Origin of the sequence: Methanobacterium congolense (assembly GCF_900095295.1) — an archaeon.
In the GTDB taxonomy this organism is placed as follows: Archaea; Methanobacteriota; Methanobacteria; order Methanobacteriales; family Methanobacteriaceae; genus Methanobacterium_C; species Methanobacterium_C congolense.
In genome coordinates, this window is record NZ_LT607756.1 from 1854765 (window position 1) to 1875825 (window position 21061).

The window sequence follows — 21061 nt, forward strand, 5'->3', positions numbered from 1 at the left end:
AGCAAAAATTTAAGTATTGAGCCACCTACAGAAAACAGCATGATAACTGAGAAAGTAATGGAGGAAATGTTCAAACCCCGGCAGGCACACTGGAGAACCTCAATAACCAAAGTTGAACCAAACCGGTTGACAACAAGAGGTCGCCTGCAGGAAGATTTGATGGGCAATATATCCTTCTCAGAGATGGTTTACCTGCTTTTGAAGGGAGATCTTCCATCGGATAACCCTAAAAAAATGTTTGAAGCAGTTCTTGTTTCCTTCTGCGACCATGGGGTCACCCCGCCAAGCACACAGGCTGCAAGGCTCATGGCATCAGCAGGATCCACTGTTAACGCATGCCTTGCAGGAGGAATACTCGCTTTTGGAGAGAACCACGCAGGTGCAATCGAAAAGGCCATGAAAAATCTTCAGGAAGGAGTTAAATTAGCAGAGGCCTATGGAAGATCTGCGTCTGAAACTGCTAGGTTCATGGTTGAAGAGCTGAAAACCAAGGACCAGAAGGTACCTGGATTCGGACACCGCTACCACACCGAGGACCCAAGGGCTAGAAAACTCTTAAAACTTGGCAAAGAGTATGGTTGCAGTGGAAAACATGTTGAACTCGCCCTTGAAATCGAGGAGATCCTTGGAAGGGAGAAGGGTATTAAGATGAATATAGATGGTGCAAATGCATCCATACTTTCTGATCTTGGATTCAACTGGAGGTTTGGATGTGGGATCTTTGCAATAGGAAGACTCCCCGGGCTGCTTGCCCATGTCAACGAGGAGATGTCCAGTGAAGAACCATTCAGGAAGATCACAGAACTTGATACCGTTTAGATAACATGTTTACTTGTGGTCTTTCGTACCTGAAACAAATCTATAATTATATCTGAATCCACTATGAACCTAGATCCAATTTTATAAGCCCAATATCTCTAAAATCTTTTTTTAAAACCATTTATTGATTGATTTATGGTAAAAAGCACATTTTCATGAATTGGGTTTTCACGAAGATGTGTCCACAGCAAAGTTATTGAAATTGAAGATACAGATTATAATATGAAGAATATTATGAAAAGGGGGAATCACATTTAGGTAATGAGTTTTTAGTTTAAGGTAAGGAGTTTTAGTTTAGAGTAGAAGTAAGTCCCAACTGAGGATCAGGTGATCTTAATGGTGGATGAAAATGAAAGGTACCAACAGGCCAAACGAAGGGTTGAGGAGTTGAGAGACTTTTACAACCACTTAACAGCTTACATCATAGTAAACACAGTTCTTGCAATCATAAACTTCGTTACAACCCCATGGGTCTGGTGGTTCTACTGGGTGAGTGTATTCTGGGGCATCGGGCTTTTAATGCACGGTGCCAGTGTGTTCGTGAAACGTGGCATTCTGGATGAAGACTGGGAAGAACGGAAGATAAGGGAGATAATGGAGAAGGATAAAAAGGGCTGAAGAACTAAATTGAAAACAAAAAAAGTTTAAAACCAACTTTTTATTCATTGATCCATCCGTTTAATCAGGGTAAGTTCTATTTTAAAATGATTAGCTGTAATTAAAATAATTAGTTTTAATTTAAATATACCAAATTTGAAGGTATAATCTCTTTTAAATATACAACTTTCACCAATAAAACTAAAAATAAAAGATTTTAAAAAGTTTTTATATGATTTTAAGTGAGTTCAATCCATTTTAATAATTGGTTTTAAGAATTGGTTTGAGCTGCGTTTCAACGTACATGAATCCTACCAAACATGATCTTTAGTTCACTTAAAGCACGATCTTCACGAAAAAAATGGGAGATGTTAATGAAAAAATGAGGGTGATCCCGGAATTTTTCATAAAAAACTTTGCAAGATGTTTGCAATGGGGATCACTTTGAAACGATCGTCAGAAAAAAATTACCTTGCAAGGGTAAACTTACCTTGCCAGTCTTCTGAAATGTTCCGGGGTTGTTGTACGTGGAATGTTCCTGTAGAATTCCCCTGCAGCATCCACTATTTCAACTGAGATATCTCCAATCCTTTCAAATGCCTTAACAACCTTTGATAGGGACAGGTAGTAGGTTGAACGGTCCTTGTCCACTATGTCATCCTCTGCCATGAGAATTGCCATCTTGTTGAGGGCTTTCCTCTGCAGGTCGTGTATCTTCTCCTCGTAGTCCATGACCTTGTCCTTGAGGTCCAGTTCTTCATCTAGGAATGCCTTCATTGAATAGTTCAACATCTTCTTGGAGGTTTTGAACATGGACCTTAAAATATCCATCATTTCCTCCTCAACCTCGTAGCAGCCCTTCACAACGAAGTTTGCAATGTGGCATGTATGGTCTGCTATCCTTTCAAGGTCGTAGGCCACCTCACTGAAGACCATGGTTTTGCTGAACTCAGAGTAGGGATTGATTGATATAACAGTATCCACTGATGATCGCACCTTCTCGTGCATGTTGTTTGAAATGTAATCCATTTCAAGAGCCTTATTAGCAAGTTCCTTGTCGTAGATCTCAAAGGATTGGAAGGACGCGTCCAGTTGTTTGGTTACGTGTTCCGCCATGTTGCTGAGCATCTCCTTTATGAGGTAGCTGCCTGCATGTTCCCTTGAACTCTTCTCATGGAACATGTCTGAGAATTCATCGAACTTCTTGAGATCCAGTATGTAAGCCCTTCTCACAACCCCACGTTTCACCATTGGCTGGAGGAGTTTTGTAACGTATCTACGGGATAAACCCAATTTCTCCGCAATTTCATCCTGTGTGGCAGGGTTTTCGTGGAGTATAACATCGAGCACGGCCTTAAGGGTGCTGTTTGACTTGCTATTCATTGTACCGTCCTATTTCCTTTTCTCTTTCATTTTCATGAACTATATCTATTGATTCCTTTGCTATGGCCAGTATAACATATGAAAGTGCCAGGATGACCATCAAAGATATTAATATTCCCAGTTCTGAGTAAAGCAGTGAGTAAAGATCTGTTATTGGAGTGTTCAAATCGGAAAATCCGTTCCAGAGTTTTATGAGAGCAACTGCAATTATAATATATCCATACTCCTTCTTTATTTCTTTGGGTTGTATGAATGGATAGATTCCCATTATGAGGAGTCCAAATCCAATTGATCTGAAGAGGTTACCTCCTGCCATGTTCTCAAGCATGTAGAACAGGTGATGTTCCCGTACAGATATGGTTGAAAGCATGTAGATCAGTTCAACCAGCACTATAACGATTAATGGGAATATGTAAACGATTTTTTTACTTATGGTTGGGGCTTCAACCCCTTCAAGGGGTTCCTTAAACAGGTGGGTCATCAACTGGTAGAGCATGGACCCTAAAACAGCACCTATAACGGTACCTCCTATTCCAAGCTGTGTGGTTGTGTATGCAACCAGACCAGATATAACTCCTGCCATCACTATATCCAAAGTTTTTGTCATTTTATCACTTCAAAAAGAGTATTCTTCTATTTCTAGGCATCATCCATCTTCAACTAATTGAGATAGTTTCAAGATTGGTTTCCAAATTCTTCTTTTTATGGTTCTTTTTTTATATTTGTATTCTATTTCTGGTTTTTTTATTTCTAATTCTTTTACTTAGGTTTTTATTTGTTCATATTCTATTTCTGATTCTTCTTTTTCTGATTCTTCTATTTATATTAATTTTTTCATCTTCTTTTTATGGGATTCTGGATATTTTTTAGCCAGACACCCATTTTTTAGATGGGTAACCGTGTTTAGTTACCTGTTTTTTTAGAATATTTAGTTTTGTTGGATGGGATAAATAGGGTTTTGGGTCTAGGGGTTTTCATGTTGAATATCCAGTTGAACTCATGAAAACCAATTCATGAAAGTTATCATGAAAAAACATGACTACTAAAAACCTGACTCATAAGGGCCTATCTAATAAGAAACTACTCATGAAAACATAATTACTCCCAACTGCACATATTTAGAAATTTATGCCCTGTAAACATTATCAGGGGAGTGATCAATTCACTGGCACAGTTGTAAATCCTTTGGATGTGCTCGGAGTTTAAAATGAAATGCATCGGTGTTTTTAAATTAAAATATGAAAAAAATGATGGATTAATGCCGTGAAATGGTTTCAAGGCTTGTAAAATGAGTTGTGGGTGTAGGAACATATCATGTACTCGTCACCCTCAACCTTAACCGTGTACTCTGCAAGCTCCTTCTTGTAGCCTGTGGATGTGTTTACCAGGTTCACGTGTATTCCCTCATCGTTGATGAGAAGTTCGTTGTAGGAGGGGTATGTTTGACCCCTCAATTTCCTTGTTGTTGCTGTTCCAGAGTTCAGGGTCACCATCTTCTCGATCATCCACACATTTGGAACGTGTTTGTGGCCGTTGAGTATGAAGTCAACACCGTAATCTGCAAAGACCCTTAAAAGGTCACCTGAGTCCAGCAGTATGTTTCTTTCACGTCCTGTTTGGGGGATGGGTAAAAGGTGGTGGTGGAATGTGACTATCTTACACATGTCACTTGGTATCTTCCCAAGTTCAGTTTTCAACCATTCAAGCTGGTCGTAGCCTATCTGACCATCGTTTATATCGGGTTCAGATGAATCCAGACCCAGTATTGCAAATCCTCCCTTTTTATCCATGTGAAGGAACTTTCTTTCACCTATGAGCTTTTCAAAGTGCATCAACCCCACATTCCTGGCATCGTGATTTCCAGGGATGATGTGGGCCTCGGTGATATCCCTCAATTCATCAACAAAGGTTGCTGCATCTTCATATTCATGTACGTATCCTTCAGTTGTAAGGTCTCCTGAAACAACTATGAGATCAGGGTTTTCATCTGTTATCTGTTTTAACAAATTGTGTTTAAGGTCCTGGGAGAATGTTTTCTCACCGAAATGTATATCTGATATTTGGATTATCTTCTTCTGCATGATATCACCGGGGATTCATTTTTAGCTTTGAGTATGTATTTTAACTCTGAATATGCAGTTTAGCTCTGAATATTAACATGTGGCTCTTTAATCCCATCAAGTTCGTTACTTGGATCTGACCAGCAACACATTGTTGATGGTGTTATGGATTTTATTGACCATTATTCAGTATTTGAATCGTTTGGTTGAACTTATTCAGTACTTGAATCAATTGGTTGAACAAGATTATAAAGTTTTTGTGGAAATTTTTTGATATCCCTTTACTGAGATTTTTAAGGGTTGAAGTTTAACAAAAACAAAATTAAAACTTTAAAAAGAGTTTTAAAAAACGAGTACAAAGGTTAAATGTATAAAAGTTAAAAGCCTTAGGGGGGATTCGAACCCCCGGCCTATACCTTACCAAGGTATCGCTCTACCGGCTGAGCCACTAAGGCATTATGAGATTGTAATTAAAACCCAGAGAACCTACAGTTTTTGGATTTTCCGTTTATATTCAAGTGCAGGGGATGGGATTCGAACCCACGAAGGCCTACGCCAGAGGATCTTAAGTCCACCCCCTTTGGCCGCTCGGGCACCCCTGCATATGACGCATACATCGAAGTTGGTTAATATCCTATATTAAGTTAACGGTTTTAGGATAATTTTATCCAGCAATAAATTTAAAAAGATTTTAACACATTAAAATCCATAGATAATTATTAACAAATACCATCCGGATATCCGTATCGTTAAATGGTTTAAATCCTGGAACAAAGGTTTTAAATTAATTCTTCAATTCATGTGAATGAAAAATGGTTACAATGAATTAGGAACATAGTGAATTTTACTGCCATTTCATTTATTTAAAGTAAACGATACTATAAATAGTGTTTGGAAAGAAGCATATATAAAATTTAGGATCATAATATCTGGACTGAAAGTTCAATGAATCAAAATGAGAATCTGACCAGATTAGATGAACCTTCAATGATTAAAATTTGATCAAGGTGTTAAAATGGAGTACATCCCTGTGAAATGCGGACTTTGTGGTGCCTGTGTTGTGGTCTGCCCAAGGAACATACTGGAACTTGATGAAAATAGAATAGATGTGGGTGAGGGATGTGAGGAGTGCGGCAAGTGCCTTGAAGTTTGTCCGCTGGGAGCCATCACTCCAGGAGAGGCTTTAAATGACTAGAATGAAGTACGATGTTGTGGTTGTTGGGGGGCGTATAGCAGGTTCTGTTTCATCCCTTTTTGCATCCAGGGGAGGTGCAGATGTTCTCATGATAGAGAAGAGGCAGGAGATAGGAACCCCTGTTCAATGTGCCGAAGGAACAACAACTTCAACCTTCGAAACCCTCCAGATGGAACCATCAAAAAGATTTGTTGCATCCAAAATAGATGGTGCAGATGTTCACGCACCCAGCGGTAGAAAGTTCCAGGTTGCAGGTGAAAACACCAAGGGATACATCCTTGAGAGGAAGATATTCGACAAACACCTTGCAGTGGAGTCAGCCAAAGCTGGAACAGATGTTATGGTCAAAACAACCGTTAAGGATCTTTTGATACGTGACGGTAAGGTGTGCGGGGTTGTTGCAGAGCACATGGGTGAGAGGATGGAGATCCATGCGGATGTTGTGGTGGCTGCAGATGGTGTTGAATCCATGGTGGCACAGAGAGCAGGTCTCAACACAAGGAAGAAGCCCTTTGACATTTGCTCCTGTGCCCAGTACGAGGTTGTTGGGCTTGACATCCCATCCAACTGGTTGAAGTTCTACTTCGGTGAGGAAACAGCTCCTGGTGGATACGCATGGATATTTCCAAAGGGTGAAGACCGTGCAAATGTGGGTCTTGGAGTTAGGGGTACAAGGGAAACTGCCTACAGCTACCTCCAGAAGTTCATGGCAAGGTTTCATGCAACACCGGTTGAGCTGAAGGTTGGAGGGGTTCCAGTTTCAGGTGTTATTTCAAAAACCTTTAAAGACGGCCTCATGGTTGTTGGAGATGCAGCAGGACAGGTTGATCCAATAACAGGTGGTGGTATTCACCTTGCAGCGTCCTGCGGAAGGATAGCTGGAGAAGTTGCAGCCGAAGCAGTTGAAGCCTGTGATACATCCTCAAAGTTCCTGAAGAGGTATGAAGATAGGTGGAGAAATGAAATTGGGGGAAACCTGGAAACATCCCTGAAGTACAGGCGGATAATGGACAAACTCACTGATAAAGACATCAATACTATAGTGGAGTTTCTTGAAACCCAAGACTTCGAGTCCATATCCAGGATCGCAGCCCTCAAGTTCATGGGTAAACATCCAAACCTCCTGAAGCTTTTAAAGGAAATTCTTTGAGTTTCATGAGGTTTCAGGTCTGCAAAAAGTTTTTATAAGTACAAGTGAGTATTAAAATTCCTTAAAACATTTAGAGATGATTGATGTTCTTAATGGGAATTTCAGGTTCAGAACACCATGGAACCAATTTTAAGGGAATCCATCCAGGTTTCAGAGTCCAGGTTTAAATCAGTAAAGTTAATTAAAAATAAAACAGTTAATATTAATGATATGCTTTTCAGATGTACAAGGAGCTGAAAGGGAGCCATAACTATGAACTCATATGATGAATATGAACCGGATATTGAGTATATGGAAGAAATAGGGGATATTGAAGGTTTAGTTTATGCACTTAAGGATGAGGACCCGATCATTCGAAAGGAAGCTTCCATTGCACTCAAACGTATGGGTGATGAAGGGGCGGTTGAAGGACTCATTGAAGCCATTAAATATGAGGACTGGCAGGATGATTACCCTGTTTTAACTGCTGTGAGGGAAAATTCAGCAGAAGCCCTTGGAAACATAGGTGATGTAAGAGCTCTTCAGCCCCTTGTACAGTCATTAATCATGGACCCTGATGATGATGTGCGCTGGAAATCTGCAAGGGCCCTGGGGAAACTAGGAGACCCCGATGGAGTACACGCATTAATAGAAGCTCTTAAAGATGGATCATGGACTGTTCGCGGTCATGCAGCCCATGCCCTTGGAAGAATAGGGGATGAAACAGCCTTCGATGCCCTTGCGGAGGTGCTCAATGATGATGACTGGCACGTCAGGAAGTACGCTGCCACTGCCCTTGGAAAGACTGGTGGAGAAAGAGCCATAACCCTCCTTCTCAAGGTCTTAAATGACAACGATGCCGATGTGAGCTGGAAGGCAATAGTGGCCCTTGAAAATATTGGCGAAGCATCTGTAGAACCACTCATAGATATATTCAAAAATGGGGACTGGCACATACGCGGCAGGGCAGCTGAAGCCCTGGGAAAGATAGGGGATGAAAGGGCCGTACAACCTCTCATACACGCTCTGGAGGGTAAAAGGAAGAACGACAGGAACAAGTACATCAGGGGTAAGGCTGCTGAAGCTCTGGGATTGATTGGGGATGAGAGGGCTGTGCAACCCCTCATCAAGGCCCTTGAGGATAAAAATATTTACGTAAGGCTCAGGGCAGAGGATGCTCTTGAAAGAATCAGATCAGCTGGAAAGGCTTACTGGATAGTTCACTATGACAATGGGGAGATATCCTTTGATTACCCTGCAAGCTGGGAAGTCATGGAGAACTACGATGAGAAGAAGATCATAAAGGGGAACTGTGCAAACAGTGCAGTGAACTTCTCCATTAACAAGCACGCCAACATGGGTGATATCACAGCCACTGAGTTTGCAGAGATACTGCGGAACGTTTTTCTCATACAGAACAGTAAGATACTCTCAAAACTGTCCTTCAAGGTCCGTGATATGGATGCCTACCTCCTCATGGGTGAGAATCCACACAGCGTGTCCATGACTAGGATACTCATATGCGCATTCAAGAAGGAGGATGTTCTCTATTACCTCTGGTTTGCAGGAGAACCTGAAATCTTCGACCTCCTTGAGGAGGACATGGATCTCATACTTGAGAGCTTCCAGATACATAAAACATGAAACTTCACTTATTTTTCTTTGAAGAAGCCTGAAATTTTGGAGATTCCATCAATTTAATTTGTTCTACCACTTATCTCACGTGAATGAAGAGGGGATTTTTGTAGATAATGGATGGATTCTGTGGAGGGTTTTGTGTGTGGCAGCATGAAATATGAAATTTAAATTCTTCTGTAGAAGTAAGATTAGAAGATGTAGAAGTAAGATTAGAAGATGTAGAAGTAAGATTAGAAGATGTAGAAGTAAAATTAAGATTTAAAAACCAGATTAAAGATTTTGATGTTTTTAAACTAAAAAAAGGAATTGAATATTGTTTAAAAGGTAATTTAAGGGTGTTTAAATGGTAAAAAAACGTGAAGATCCCATTGAAGTTTCCACATACCAATCCGGCATGCTTCACTTCGCAGTTGGGGTTTCAGATAGTGGTAAGATCGTCAGGATCACACTGCCATGTGAGACTGAGGAAGAGGTGCTTGCAGAAATTTCAAGGGAACACCCTGATTTTGAAGTCACAGATGACCATGTGGACCTTGCAAAAACTGTTTCAGATGCCTACCATGGTAAGAAAGTTAAATTCAACTTGAATGCCTTGGAACTTGGCTTTTCATCAGAAGTTGAAGACTCCACATCTGAATGTTTACCTGTTACATCGTCCTTTGAGAGAAGGGTGCTCCTTGAAGTTTCGAAGATACCCTTCGGAGAGGTTACAACCTACAAGAAGATTTCAGAATCCCTTGGTACCAGGGGTTACAGGGCTGTTGGTACTGCAATCGGTAAAAATCCATTCCCAATAATAATACCCTGCCACAGGGTTGTGAAATCGGATGGGCACATTGGAAACTACCGTGGAGGAGTCAGGATGAAGAGGGAAATCCTGAAAAATGAGGGAATTGAAATCAGGGATGATAGGATTATCATTTAAAATTCACAATTTTCATGATTTCATAATTCTTTTTATAATTTTTATCTTTTTATAATCTTTAAATTTGTTGTTGAATCTTAAAATAAAGGTAAAAAACATTGTTATTAAAGTTTAAAAACAGTTAAACCTTATAAAAGTTTAAAAATCTTAATAATCGTTAAAAATTAAAATCAAAAAGAAAAAGGGAGTGAAGGAATTAAGGAATTCGTCTAAACCTTCTCATTATATGCCTTCATTGCTTCCTTGAGTACCTCGGCATAGGACATATCCTTCTTGAGATCTTCAAGGTCCTCGATTGAGAATATCTTCAGGACGTTGTCCTTGCAGGCTTCAACACATGCAGGGAGTATGTTGTCTGTTTCCATGCAGAGTGTGCATTTCTGTGCTGCTTTTTTGTCCTGGTCCACAACGATCATTCCAACTGGACACGCTATCATGCAGAGTCTGCAGAGTATGCATGCATCCTCATCAATGATCAGGGCACCGTTTTCCTCTTTTATTGCATTGGTCGGACATATACGCCTGCACGGGGCTTTATCAGGATGGCACTGCAGGCAGAAAATTGGTACAGTACTTGTTTTCTTTACCCTGGCCACTCCGTGTTCCTTCTGGCATGCTGTGATACAGTCCTTGCACTCAGTACACATCTGAGGGTCTACAACCATCAAAGTCTTCATTGATTCACCTTTTTAATGTTTTAGGATTTATTTTAGAATTTACTTTTGATACCTTTGAATTATTTTTTCTAATATTTAATTGAAGCTTTTTTTATATCTAATTAAAACTCTTCCAGTTATCAAATGATTGAACTGTGGAGTGTTCAATTAGAACTTATAAGTTATGGGGAAACTGTTAAGGGTTACGATCCCGGGATCATCCCCTTAAGCTTCACCCTTGAGTTTCAGGAGGAGGTCTGCAATTGCTGATGAATCCCTTGGTCCCACCTTTACTTCCCATCCGGTTTCATCCTCAATTTCACCGCTTGCTGGGGCTGCAAGTCCAGGTATTATGAGATTCCTTGTTTTGACCCTGTCCTCTATTCCTGAATCCTTTATGAGATCTGCAACTGCTGAACCATTGAGCTGTCCGCCTGCAAGTGAAACATCCACAGCCCTTCCCTCGGTGTCAAGTACAAGGAGGTAACATGTGGCTTTTCCAGATTTCAGGTCACCCTCAACTGTGTAGTAGGTCAGGGAAAAGTTGGTTGTCATGAGCACCGGCGAATTCTCGTCCACGTCTCCGAATGTGTAGATTCCCGGGTCAACTGCCTGTGGTTTCCTTGGATCCGTGTAAACACTCTGCCTCAATGTGAGAACTGGTATGAGTTCCCATATGTTGGTTCCATGGATTATCATTATATCTGAGTACTTGTTCATGAGGGTTGCTGCTATGGTTGCCTCCTTGATTCCACCTTCAACCTCGTCCTCCTCGAAGAGCCAGGTTATGGCCGGAACCCCCATGATTGGGAATCTGAAGTCTTCATCCTTCTCTTTTATGGCCAGTCTTCTGGTCATGACGAAGTTGTCAAGGGTGTCCCCTATTCCCTCTCCAACGAAGGTTCCAGGGTCCAGAACTATGTCCTTGATTCCCTTTGCCCTGAGGGTTCTTGAGAGTTCTTTCATCTTCTCAAGGTCGTTCTGGACGAAAAGGGTTACAGGACAGTCGTACTCAATTGCCAGTGCTGCCATTTCCTCGATGTTGTTCTCTGTTGCAGCATAGATCAGGGGTCTTTCATCCCCAACCTCTTCAAGGGCTGCTTTCATGGCTTCAGGGTCAAGTGAGCAGAGCACAAGGGGAAATTTTGAGCTTTTAAGCTTTGAAGCTGCCTTAGCAAATGTTTCCTTGTCTCCAGATGCGTTTCTCAGTGCTATTGCATTCAGGGTGAGAACTTCACCTGTTCTTTCAAATTCAGTTTCCTCTATGGTTTTAACCCTCTCATCAAAGGCAGATTCTTCCATGTTGTCTGCCACATCGATGACTATTGGTGTTGGGTTGTAGTAGGTGAGTTCGTACCTGTAGAGTACCTCATCCCCACCGAAGGTTACTGTTTTGGCCCCTTTACCAATTGTTATTTCCCGTACAGCTGGTGCCAGTAAATTTTCAAGTTTTTCAAGTTCATTTGCAGCCATCTGGGTGCATAATTCCAGGTCTGTCTCCTTTTCAGAGAGTTTTGTGGCGAATGCCATGCAAGATGCTTCACCGCACTTTGCGCAGTTGGTCTTGGGAAGCAGTCTGTATATATCCATTGCAGTTAGTTGCAATTTGTAAACCTCCTTACTAAAATATCTTTAAATTACATTTCTTTAGTTTCAAAAGTTTTTTATGAGCCTATCCAAGCTCCGTTATCCATCCTGAAATGTCAGGCACATCTGAGGACATGTGTTCCTTTGTGAAGGTGTTTCCTATTTCCTTGAGCATACTGACAGATGATGGGTGGAGCATCATGAATATATCAACACCGCAGAGCATCATTGTTAAACCGGTTATTATCTCCCATATTGGGCCACGGTAGGCTGTTGGTCCCCATTCATCCTTCTTCATCCATGCTTCACGTGAACCCCATGCATTGGTTGTACCTGAGGACATTGGCATTTGAAGGTCAGTGTCTCCCTTGAGGGCTGCCAGTCTGGTTCTGGTTATAACATCTATTGAGAACTCTATACCGTAACCAAGGGCACAGGTTGTTGGGTCCATGACTATGTCCTGCTGGGTGAGTCCCTCCTTCATGAGGTACTTGTTGAGGGTTTTCTGCATGTTTATATCGGTTATTGCCCATGAGAGCACCGCATGGTTGTAGTCAAGAGCTGCCTTTGCAACCTTCTTGTAGTCCAGGTCTAGGTTTGCAGATGCCAAAAGACATCTTTCTCCCTCTGCTGCTGCAGCTGCTGCTTCAAGAACAAGGGGGTCCTTTTTCGGATCTCCTGATCCACCGATAACGAGTGGTACCTTGACGGCCTGTAGAACCTCTTCCACTGCCTGTGCTCCCTCACGTGGTGTTCTGTCCATGACCTTTGGACCTGTTCCTATGAGGTGCATGGTTACCATGTTGGCACCGTACTCTTTAACTGCCTTTTTAGCCCATTCACCAGGGCTTTCCATAACATCCTGGAAGTGTTCCCTTATTGGCTTGGGAAGTCCAGGCATGGGTATGTCAAAGACATCGAAGGTCACAACTGGGGGGTTTGGCTGGGGATGTTCAAACCTGTAGAGTGCCTTCTGTCCCCCGAGGAAGACTGGTTTTCTTGTTCCCATTCCAAGCTGAACCTCTGCCACTTCACCTGGGTAGTCCATTATGGGTGGTGAGAAGGGCTCTGCTGGTGGCAGAGTTATGCCCATGCTCTCTGCAACTGCTGCCTGTTTCTGGGCAACGTTCTGCACCATTTTTTGGACTGCAGGCATGATCTGGAGTTCCAGTTCTTCAAAATCCATTCTGAACTCATTTATTTCTATGGAGTCTGTACTTTCAAGTAGTTTAAGAAGCTGCGTCATTTTATCCATTAACCCACATCCTTTAAAATTCTAGATACTATATTTGAAACTTCAGAAGCTGGGAGGGAGTCATCTGGAAGGTCTAGAAGAGGTTTTCCCTCAATATCGTACCTTGATACTTCCTCATCTTCGTAGATTCGCCCTATGAGTTTCATTCCAAGTTCATCAACTTTTTTCATGACTTCATTTTCTCGATCTAGTTTAACACGGTTCAGGATAAGGAACATTTCTTTGAAGTTTATGTCCAGTTCCTTTGAGAGTTCACCTATTCTCTGGGCTGTCAGCATTCCCCTCTTTGAGGTGTCTGTGACCACCAGCATGGTGTCAACGTTCTGGGTTGTTCTCCGGCTCAGGTGTTCCAGTCCTGCCTCCGTATCAATTACGATAATATCGTAGTTGTTGGAGAGTGTTTCTATTATCTTTCTGAGCATGTTGTTAACTGCACAGTAGCATCCGCTTCCTTCAGGTCTTCCCATGACCAGAAGGTCAAATTTTGGTGTTTCAACAACTGATTCCATGATCTTGTAGTCTAGGATGTCCCACTTGTTCACACCCTCAGGGATCTTCCGTGCTGCCGTGTCCCTCTTGAGTTCCTCCCTAACATCACCAACTGTCTTTTCAACCTCAACACCAAGTGCCTCTGGAAGGTTGGAATCAGGATCAGCATCTATTGCCAGAATATCCTTTCCAGTCTTTGAAAGGGCCTTTATAAGAAGGGATGAAACCATGGTTTTTCCAGTTCCTCCCTTTCCACTCACCGCTATTATCAAACACACATCTCCAATGTTTTTTTATCAATCAAAAAAATATATCCCAATTTTACAGTTTTTTTGAAATTAATCCAGGGATTTCATTTCTTCTTGATGATCACCTTTTCAGCGTAGACCTTGGCGTTTTTGAGGATTATTTTCACCCCGCCTGAAGCAGGTATTGTGAGTTCAGGTGCGTATGCAACTGGCGTTTCCTCCATTTCTGTTGGAACTTCTTCCGGAGCTTCTGCCTCTTCTAGAGCTTTTCTTTCCTCACGCCTTTCCTTCCTGGCTTCCTTGAGCCTCTGGATTATTGGGTGTTCATGTTCCCTGAGGAACCTTCTTATCTCTTTTATGCTGCTGGCATCCTCCTCGGTTGGGATCTTATCCACAAGATCTGCTGGTATGAAGTCCGTTAAGGAGTCTTTTATCTCCTTTGGAAGCCAGATGATCCTTTCATAGCCGCCGTCTGCCTGGAGGAACTTAGGTGACCTCATGTACTCAAGGCTGAGTCCTGCAAATCCTTCAACCTGTTTTCCACCTGAGCACTGTCCTGCCATTGCTGAGAATGGAATTCCCAGGGGTGTTTCTCCCTTGAAGTCACGGTCAACTATGCCTATTCCATCGAGTTCAGGTATGTAGAAGGCCACTGCCTCGAAGCATCCACAGGATGTGTGAGGGTATCCGAAGACACTGTGGAGGTAAACCCTGTCAAAAGTTCCCTGTGATCTGTCGGCCACTGCAGCGTTGACATTTGCATATTCACCCTTGATTTCATCCAGAACTTCTCCCTTTTCAATCTCAAATATTGGGCCGTCCGGGTCCATCTTGGCTGCTGCCCTGCAGTCGAACCAGTTTATGGCACCGCAGAGTGCTGTTCTGTCTGGAGTTACAACACAGACATGGGTCGGTGCAAAGGACTGGCACATAACACAGCCGTAGAAGACATCCACATCCTCGTCTGTGAGTTCCCTGGCCCTTGCATCCCTCTCTTCATACTGGGCCCTGGCCCTTTCAAGGAAGGATTCAACCTCTGCCTCGTCCGTGAATATCCTTATGGATATTGCCTCTATTATTGGAAATTCCTCTTTGTAAAGGGCTGCAACTGCCTCTCCAAGGTGTTCCAGTTTGAATCCCTTGTCACGGGCCTCTTTGCTTACACGGCACCATATCTGGTCGCGCTGGTTCAGGTGCATGAATCCGTTTACGTAGTTGCACAGTTCATGCATTTTCCTCTCAATAACACCTTCAAGTTCCTTTTCAAGCTTTTCACCCTTTATCTCTGCGAGAATTCCGAAGGGATACCTCTCCCCCTCTGTCATCTCATCGATATTTGGACCTACGACCAACACGCTTCCATCTTCAACATCCTCTGCCACTTGGACAAGTTCTGCTCCAATGGATTTGGGGCCTGCAAGTTCACAGAACATATTCGCTGCCCTTATTCTTTCCCCCTCGTACATGGGGCTGACATCAACAGGTATATCCTCAAACATTGAATTCCTCCAATCTAGTCTTTTATAACTCGATCACATGATCCTAACATCTTTATTAAACATAGGGGATCTGATTTATTTCACTGAAATTTATCCATGTAATGATTATGCGTTTAAACCAAATTAAAATCTCTGATTAAATCTATTTTAAAAACTTTTCATGATTTTTTTATAATTTTTAAAACTTTTAAAGAATTTAAAAAGTTTTTTGATCAGTTTCAATATTTCTTTCAGTTTTTTGAATTATCTTTTAATGTTCAGTACTCTCCAACAGTGATCTGTGAAGTTGATCTTCAATCATTGCTTCATTGAGATTTTTTTGTTAAAATTCCCCTTTAAATCCGTTTGTTTTTAATCCTGCTTCATCTTCTCCAGGTACCTGAACCATTCATCATCATCCATGTTTGGGAAGGATGCGTCTGCATTTGAATGGAAGAATTTGCAGATGGTAAGGGTTTTCAGGTGGGGTGCGAAGTGCTTCAGGGTTGAAAGGCCCTGTGAAGCCATGTAGTAAATGCATCCCATGAAGATCACCAGGTCGTGCTGTCCCTCACCCTGGACTCCCTTCCAGTTCGGGTCCTGGAGGAGGTTGGTGATTTCAACCAGTCCGTAGGACTTGGTTTTAACACCCTTCTCATTGAAGGCCTTGTAGGCATCTCCTGTGGAAACCATTGGAAGCCCCCATTTGGCTGCAATGTCTGCGGCGTAGTCTGTGAGGGGTTCCTCCTTTACAAGGGGACCCACAACCATGAGGGGTCTCTTTGATTTTTTGATCATCATCTTGGCTGTTTCCGGGGTTACAAGAAGTGCCTGTTTGGGTCCTGCAATCACGGTTGGCTGCCATGGAATTACTCTTTCTTTGCTCATACAATCACCTTACATCTAATCCATGTAATCTAATCCTTACTCTTTAAAGTCCATGAGGGAAGGTTCCAGTGGTACCTCCCTTGGCTCCCATCCCCTTTCCTCCAATATCTTCATGACGTCCTTTTTGTAGGTTATTGGAACGTCCTTGTCTGTTCTCACGAATAGGTGCACATCGTCGGGTATCTTTCCGAAGTACTTCTTGCTGAGGTCTATGTAGTGGGTGAGCTTCATCTGCCTTCCCTTTGGTGTGTCTGTTGGCCTTATGCAGAGCTTTGCTACCATGACTGTTGCCTCTCCCCTGTTCTCTGCAGAGTAGAGGAGGTGTTCTGGTGCGGGTTCGCCGTCCATGACCCTGTTCTGCCGGAGGTCGTTGACCTTCCACTTCTCTTTCTGGTCTGGTCTTCCAAGGTACAACCTTCTGTACTTGGATGCCTGTGGTCCCACAACTGCTGGCACCCCCCAACGGTTAACACCTGCTGCTATGGCTGCTGCCTTCTGGGAGTATGCACCCCATGCAACTCCACAAGCTCCAACCCTGTTGAGTATGTAGTCTGCAATTTCCTCGAAGTTGCCCTCAAGTGGTTTCTTGGCGAATATGCTAGCTATCTTTATGACGGCCCCTGAGACGTGGGAGTTTGATACGCATGAGCCCAGGTTAACCAGTCCTTTGGCATCGAAGTTTCCACTGTACTTCTCGTAGAGGGTTTTTCCCTCCTCGTCCCTGTACTCCCCTATGGACATGGCACTGCATCCTGTGGTAACCACTATGTAGTTTCTCTCAAGGAACTCCTCTGCCATCTTTGCAACTTCGATTCCTCCTTCAGGGTAGTTGGTGCATCCTATGAGTGCAACAACCCCCGGTATGTCTCCAAGTACGATTGGTGCTCCAACCTTCCTGATCTCAACGTCCTGTACTGGTCCGCGTCCAGCCCGTATGTTGAACCTCTCATCCTTAACTGAGCGTTCTCCAACCTTTGTAACGAGTGATACAGTTGGTATGTCCCTTGGACATTCCTGTTCACATCGTCCGCATGAGTAGCAGAGGTCGTACTGGTGGAGTTTTTCCATCTTGGAGAAGTCGCCCTCTGTTATGGCCATGACTGCGTCCATCATTGGAAGGCTGTTTGGACAGACCCTGTCGCACCATCCGCATTCTGTGCATTCCTTTGCGTACTCAACAACTTCGTCCATGTCAGGAAGCATCTTGAGGTTCTCCCTTTCCCCTGAAAGTTTTTTTGCAGCTTTAACAGCCACTTCTCCAACCTTGGCAGGGTCCAGGATGAGCGCACCTTCGATCTCGTCGTTTAAAAGTTCTGAAACGATTTTATCAGGGTCTTCCTTGGTTTTGTCAGGCAGGCCTATGCAGATCTTGTCTGTGGTTGCTATGACAACGGCCTTGTTCTTTCTGGCCTCCTGTAGCACGTCGGTACGTACACACTGTTCGTCCACAACAACAACGTCTGCAACTCCGCTTCTCACGAATTTCAGCTGTTTTGAGATTGGACCCACCACCTTGGCCTGGTTGTTGTAGCGTGTGATGTCTATGGCTGCACAGCATATTCCACAGACTTCGAGGTCGTCTTCCAATCCCTGATCTTCCATGTAGTCTATGATCCCTGCTCCAGGTGCAACGTTGTGTCCTATGCACAGGATCACAGGTTTTTCTTGGTCTATGGTTCCAAGGCCCAGTTCAACAAGTTCTGTGTCCTCAGAGCCCTTTGGAAGGTTCAGGGCCACTATCTGGGCTATGTCACCCACCTCCATTCCAACGTGGTCCATGAGTCCTGCGTGGAGTACCTTGGACTCGAAGTCCATGTAGTTTCCTTCCTGTCCTGTGTGGGTTGCTGATAAAAGCTGTAGTGTCTGTTCCTCAACGTATTCAATTGCTTCCCTGAGGTCTGCCAGTGTTTCAGGTTTTTTACCTATGACCGTTCGCATTATGGGTGCTTCTACGTCTATACTGCCGCCCAGGTCTACTGGGAAGTCCTCACCCTTCTTCTCAATCAGGTATTCAAGGAGGTGTCTTGCATGTCCTCCGTGGGCTGCAGTTCCTATGCATGATGCTATAAGGACCATTCTTCCCTGCTGTGCCTTTGCATCGATTCCGCATGCTCCTTGTTTGCCAAGGAGGTCGCACTTACCGTAGGTGCAGAGGCAGCACATGTCACAGAACGGAGCGTAGAATGGCTCGTATCTATTTAAAAGCTTCATGTCCCATGATCTGAGGTCCGTTACACTTGGTTTTGGAGTCGGACCCATTGGGACCTCCTCAGACCTCTTTTTTTCAACTATCTCACCTATTGAGACCTTGAAATCCTTTGTTTTCCAAAAATTGCCATTGAATTCCTTTGGTTTAGGTGCCACATTTATCACCTGATTTTTATCCTCGAATTAGTAATGATTTATAATGATGTTTTTCTTTTAGATTCAAATCTAATATAAAGTTTGTGTATGACAGGGCATTGTAGAAGGTTGTGAAAAGGAAGTATATCCAGTTTAAAGATTAAAAAAATGTTAAAAATGTTTTTAAATCTTAAAAAATCTTATTCAACTTTTAATATTAACTGAAAATCTTTTAAGTCGTCGATAAATCCTAAAAATGGATTTTTATTTGAAAAAAGTATCTTTAAGATTAATTTGAACATTTGATAAAAAAATGGGGCAAGAACTGAAACATAGAATAAAAAATGGGTTTTGGATTAAAACCTTAATCAAAAAAAGGCCTGAAAACTGAAACATCAACCATTACAGGTATCAAAGTCTGGAAGAACCTGTTAAAGGGGAAAAGAAAACCTTGGAAATCTGTAAAAAAGAAAACTGGGGGAAAATAATGGGATGAATGTTGGAGTATCATGGAGTGGAGGTTGGATGGGTGAACAACCCTTTATAGGTGTTAGCATCCTGAGCTGATGGAATCTTTTGTTCCATCTGTCACGAACTTCCCTCAACCATGATGAGCTTACCTGTCTTGGGATCCTTGTAAACCTTTCCAAGCTCTGCATAACCTGAACCCTGTCCAGACTGTGTCTGGGGTGTGCTGTTGAGCTGTTGGCCCATCTGGACCTCTGCAGCTTTTTGCATTGCCTGCATGGTCTGTTTCTTTTCTTCTGGAGAGGCACTGCTGAAGACAACGCTCTGCATGTTCCAGGATACAACCAGGAATATCAGGAATCCCACTGCAAGGACCAGCATTGCATCAACAAGGTTCGTTGTCCCTGCAAGTGGATCCTCATCATTGTCCACTAGGATACGGCGTTTTCGTCTTAACACTCTCCAAAACCTCCAGTACAGATTCTGCCACTGCTTCAAGGTTGGACAGGTACTCCTCGTACCATCTCCTCCTAACCTTGGATATGACGTATGCAACACCACCAGCACCTATACCAACAACTGTTGTGTCGAAGGCTATTATTATGGCCTGTGCAAGGGTGTTCACATCCCCTGCACCCAGGGCTGCAAGTCCCGGGCCCATGGGTATGAGTGTGCCCATCAAACCCAGGGTTGGGCCTAAACGCGTTACCATATCAGTTTTCTCAAGGCTGCGTGCAGCCTTCAATTCCTCTGCTTCCAGCAGCTTCCTTGCAAAGGCCTCCCTTGACTTGGAACCCATGTCAGGGTTGGAAGCTATTTTAACCACGATCTCCTTCTGAGGATCTGAAAGTGTGCTACTTTGAACAGTTTTAATAAGCTCCTCTGAGCTTCTGGATCGTGATAGATCGTTGATTATCGTTTCTATTTCCTCTGTACTTAAACGGATTCTGCTTGAGTATTCCGAGAGCAGTCCTCCAAATGCAACTATTGCATAGATCATGAAGGCTAAAAGTCCCACTATCACAGGGATGAGGAGGCTCTGGGATACCACGTGCAGAATACTGCTTAAAAATTCACTACCTGGAACTGCAACCATTGTAAACACCTCTAACAACTAATATATCATTGAAATTAACCTTTAACCAGAATACTCCTTTTTTTAGTCATAAAAATGCCCAGTCCAATTAGGAGTGCAAGTGCAACAAGAACCCCTGCAACCACGTTGAGTGATGGAATCGTCAGGGGACTGGCCTTGGATGTCATGGCAGTGCTGATATTTGGGATCACTATTGCAGATGCAAGGAAGTAGAGTCCAACAAAGAGCATGAAATTGCCCAGGAGAACTGGGTAGGGCTTCTTGCTGATCCTGACGATTGCACCTGAAGCCAGGTAGAATATTCCTATTGTAACTGCAAGGAACAGTGCTGCGTACTTTCCTATCACGAAGGATGATGCACCTATAACCGGCGAAACCAGTATTATTGCTGCGATGACTGCTCCAAAGCAGCACGGGCACGGTGCGATCATTGCCATGCACGATGCCTTGGCATGGTTTTTCTTGTTCCTCTTCCACTCCTTGATGGTGTGAAAACCTGCATAGGCAATAACAACGGCCATTACAAGAAATATTGCAAAATTGTAGTCGTAGATTACTTTATAAAGAACATCCGTGTATCCCTCTGCAAGTTTTGACAGGAGGAGTATTCCCCCACCGTATCCAATGGTGATGAGGGCTGCTGTTTTCTTTGATAGTCCTGCAAATCCCATTGCCAGCCCTATTTTCACACCGAATACAAGAACTGCCGATAAAACTCCTAATTTCCATAGTAACTCGATCATTTTAATCATTCCATGTTCTGGATCTTTTGAATATATAATAATTTCTATTTGATTTTTATTATTA

19 protein-coding genes and 2 tRNA genes are annotated in these 21061 nt (G+C 42.9%); 6 read left to right on the top strand and 15 right to left on the bottom strand.

Features of this window, described 5'->3' with window-relative positions; genetic code table 11:
* Nucleotides 1-39: 39 nt before the first annotated feature.
* Nucleotides 40-819, top strand: coding sequence for a citryl-CoA lyase (locus tag MCBB_RS08880; RefSeq protein ID WP_071907426.1), 780 nt, complete (start codon nucleotides 40-42; stop codon nucleotides 817-819).
* 336 nt (nucleotides 820-1155) lie between these two features.
* A complete protein-coding gene (locus MCBB_RS08885; protein ID WP_071907427.1) occupies nucleotides 1156-1437 on the top strand; it encodes a 2TM domain-containing protein in 282 nt (93 codons plus the stop codon).
* A 465-nt stretch (nucleotides 1438-1902) separates the two neighbouring features.
* Here the strand turns inward: MCBB_RS08885 and MCBB_RS08890 are convergent, their stop codons facing one another.
* From MCBB_RS08890 to MCBB_RS08910, 5 genes are all read right to left on the bottom strand, one after another.
* Nucleotides 1903-2799, bottom strand: coding sequence for a phosphate signaling complex PhoU family protein (locus tag MCBB_RS08890; RefSeq protein WP_071907428.1), 897 nt, complete (start codon nucleotides 2797-2799; stop codon nucleotides 1903-1905).
* Nucleotides 2792-3406, bottom strand: a complete 615-nt coding sequence (locus MCBB_RS08895) for a hypothetical protein (RefSeq protein WP_071907429.1) — start codon at nucleotides 3404-3406, stop codon at nucleotides 2792-2794. Before MCBB_RS08895 ends, MCBB_RS08890 begins: the two co-directional genes overlap by 8 nt.
* 667 nt (nucleotides 3407-4073) lie before the next feature.
* Nucleotides 4074-4880, bottom strand: coding sequence for a metallophosphoesterase family protein (locus tag MCBB_RS08900; protein WP_071907430.1), 807 nt, complete (start codon nucleotides 4878-4880; stop codon nucleotides 4074-4076).
* Nucleotides 4881-5241: 361 nt separating this feature from the next.
* Nucleotides 5242-5314: transfer RNA gene (locus MCBB_RS08905), tRNA-Thr, on the bottom strand.
* 64 nt (nucleotides 5315-5378) lie between these two features.
* A tRNA-Leu gene (locus MCBB_RS08910) sits at nucleotides 5379-5461 on the bottom strand.
* Nucleotides 5462-5874: 413 nt separating this feature from the next.
* Here MCBB_RS08910 and MCBB_RS08915 point away from each other — a divergent pair.
* The 4 genes from MCBB_RS08915 (at nucleotide 5875) to MCBB_RS11885 (ending at nucleotide 9746) form a co-directional block, all read left to right on the top strand.
* Complete coding sequence (locus MCBB_RS08915) at nucleotides 5875-6054, top strand: 4Fe-4S dicluster domain-containing protein (protein ID WP_071907431.1); 180 nt, start codon at nucleotides 5875-5877, stop codon at nucleotides 6052-6054.
* Nucleotides 6047-7204: an NAD(P)/FAD-dependent oxidoreductase gene (locus MCBB_RS08920; RefSeq protein WP_071907432.1), complete on the top strand. Its 1158-nt coding sequence runs from the start codon at nucleotides 6047-6049 to the stop codon at nucleotides 7202-7204. The genes MCBB_RS08915 and MCBB_RS08920 overlap by 8 nt, the downstream gene beginning before the upstream one ends.
* A 252-nt stretch (nucleotides 7205-7456) precedes the next feature.
* Entirely contained in the window at nucleotides 7457-8827 is a 1371-nt protein-coding gene (locus MCBB_RS08925; RefSeq protein WP_071907433.1) for a HEAT repeat domain-containing protein, read from the top strand.
* A 337-nt stretch (nucleotides 8828-9164) separates the two neighbouring features.
* On the top strand, nucleotides 9165-9746 hold the full coding sequence (locus tag MCBB_RS11885; RefSeq protein ID WP_197668939.1) for a methylated-DNA--[protein]-cysteine S-methyltransferase: 582 nt from the start codon (nucleotides 9165-9167) through the stop codon (nucleotides 9744-9746).
* A 209-nt stretch (nucleotides 9747-9955) separates the two neighbouring features.
* Here MCBB_RS11885 and MCBB_RS08935 read toward each other — a convergent pair whose 3' ends face one another.
* From MCBB_RS08935 to MCBB_RS08980, 10 genes are all read right to left on the bottom strand, one after another.
* Nucleotides 9956-10423, bottom strand: a complete 468-nt coding sequence (locus MCBB_RS08935; RefSeq protein WP_071907434.1) for a 4Fe-4S dicluster domain-containing protein — start codon at nucleotides 10421-10423, stop codon at nucleotides 9956-9958.
* A gap of 204 nt (nucleotides 10424-10627) precedes the next feature.
* Entirely contained in the window at nucleotides 10628-12007 is a 1380-nt protein-coding gene (gene acsC, locus MCBB_RS08940; protein WP_071907435.1) for an acetyl-CoA decarbonylase/synthase complex subunit gamma, read from the bottom strand.
* Between the two features lie 67 nt (nucleotides 12008-12074).
* On the bottom strand, nucleotides 12075-13244 hold the full coding sequence (gene cdhD, locus MCBB_RS08945; RefSeq protein WP_071907436.1) for a CO dehydrogenase/acetyl-CoA synthase subunit delta: 1170 nt from the start codon (nucleotides 13242-13244) through the stop codon (nucleotides 12075-12077).
* Nucleotides 13244-14005, bottom strand: a complete 762-nt coding sequence (locus tag MCBB_RS08950) for an ATP-binding protein (protein WP_071907437.1) — start codon at nucleotides 14003-14005, stop codon at nucleotides 13244-13246. The genes cdhD and MCBB_RS08950 overlap by 1 nt, the downstream gene beginning before the upstream one ends.
* 80 nt (nucleotides 14006-14085) lie before the next feature.
* On the bottom strand, nucleotides 14086-15480 hold the full coding sequence (cdhC, locus tag MCBB_RS08955) for a CO dehydrogenase/CO-methylating acetyl-CoA synthase complex subunit beta (RefSeq protein WP_071907438.1): 1395 nt from the start codon (nucleotides 15478-15480) through the stop codon (nucleotides 14086-14088).
* 351 nt (nucleotides 15481-15831) lie between these two features.
* Nucleotides 15832-16347 carry a CO dehydrogenase/acetyl-CoA synthase complex subunit epsilon gene (gene cdhB / locus MCBB_RS08960; protein ID WP_071907439.1) on the bottom strand — a complete coding sequence of 172 codons (516 nt, stop codon included), beginning with the start codon at nucleotides 16345-16347 and terminating at the stop codon, nucleotides 15832-15834.
* A 36-nt stretch (nucleotides 16348-16383) separates the two neighbouring features.
* A complete protein-coding gene (gene cdhA, locus MCBB_RS08965) occupies nucleotides 16384-18711 on the bottom strand; it encodes a CO dehydrogenase/acetyl-CoA synthase complex subunit alpha (protein ID WP_071907440.1) in 2328 nt (775 codons plus the stop codon).
* A 567-nt stretch (nucleotides 18712-19278) separates the two neighbouring features.
* Complete coding sequence (locus MCBB_RS08970) at nucleotides 19279-19617, bottom strand: DUF2149 domain-containing protein (RefSeq protein ID WP_071907441.1); 339 nt, start codon at nucleotides 19615-19617, stop codon at nucleotides 19279-19281.
* Nucleotides 19580-20254, bottom strand: a complete 675-nt coding sequence (locus tag MCBB_RS08975) for a MotA/TolQ/ExbB proton channel family protein (RefSeq protein ID WP_071907442.1) — start codon at nucleotides 20252-20254, stop codon at nucleotides 19580-19582. The genes MCBB_RS08970 and MCBB_RS08975 overlap by 38 nt, the downstream gene beginning before the upstream one ends.
* Nucleotides 20255-20289: 35 nt before the next feature.
* Nucleotides 20290-20997, bottom strand: a complete 708-nt coding sequence (locus MCBB_RS08980) for a DUF2162 domain-containing protein (RefSeq protein WP_071907443.1) — start codon at nucleotides 20995-20997, stop codon at nucleotides 20290-20292.
* Nucleotides 20998-21061 lie beyond the last annotated feature (64 nt).

Coding starts and splice junctions, on each gene's coding strand:
- MCBB_RS08880 (WP_071907426.1), top strand. CDS start 40: ATGATAACTGAGAAAGTAATGGAGGAAATGTTCAAACCCCGGCAGGCA.
- MCBB_RS08885 (WP_071907427.1), top strand. CDS start 1,156: ATGGTGGATGAAAATGAAAGGTACCAACAGGCCAAACGAAGGGTTGAG.
- MCBB_RS08890 (WP_071907428.1), bottom strand. CDS start 2,799: ATGAATAGCAAGTCAAACAGCACCCTTAAGGCCGTGCTCGATGTTATA.
- MCBB_RS08895 (WP_071907429.1), bottom strand. CDS start 3,406: ATGACAAAAACTTTGGATATAGTGATGGCAGGAGTTATATCTGGTCTG.
- MCBB_RS08900 (WP_071907430.1), bottom strand. CDS start 4,880: ATGCAGAAGAAGATAATCCAAATATCAGATATACATTTCGGTGAGAAA.
- MCBB_RS08915 (WP_071907431.1), top strand. CDS start 5,875: ATGGAGTACATCCCTGTGAAATGCGGACTTTGTGGTGCCTGTGTTGTG.
- MCBB_RS08920 (WP_071907432.1), top strand. CDS start 6,047: ATGACTAGAATGAAGTACGATGTTGTGGTTGTTGGGGGGCGTATAGCA.
- MCBB_RS08925 (WP_071907433.1), top strand. CDS start 7,457: ATGAACTCATATGATGAATATGAACCGGATATTGAGTATATGGAAGAA.
- MCBB_RS11885 (WP_197668939.1), top strand. CDS start 9,165: ATGGTAAAAAAACGTGAAGATCCCATTGAAGTTTCCACATACCAATCC.
- MCBB_RS08935 (WP_071907434.1), bottom strand. CDS start 10,423: ATGAAGACTTTGATGGTTGTAGACCCTCAGATGTGTACTGAGTGCAAG.
- cdhD (WP_071907436.1), bottom strand. CDS start 13,244: ATGGATAAAATGACGCAGCTTCTTAAACTACTTGAAAGTACAGACTCC.
- cdhC (WP_071907438.1), bottom strand. CDS start 15,480: ATGTTTGAGGATATACCTGTTGATGTCAGCCCCATGTACGAGGGGGAA.
- cdhB (WP_071907439.1), bottom strand. CDS start 16,347: ATGAGCAAAGAAAGAGTAATTCCATGGCAGCCAACCGTGATTGCAGGA.
- MCBB_RS08975 (WP_071907442.1), bottom strand. CDS start 20,254: ATGGTTGCAGTTCCAGGTAGTGAATTTTTAAGCAGTATTCTGCACGTG.
- MCBB_RS08980 (WP_071907443.1), bottom strand. CDS start 20,997: ATGATCGAGTTACTATGGAAATTAGGAGTTTTATCGGCAGTTCTTGTA.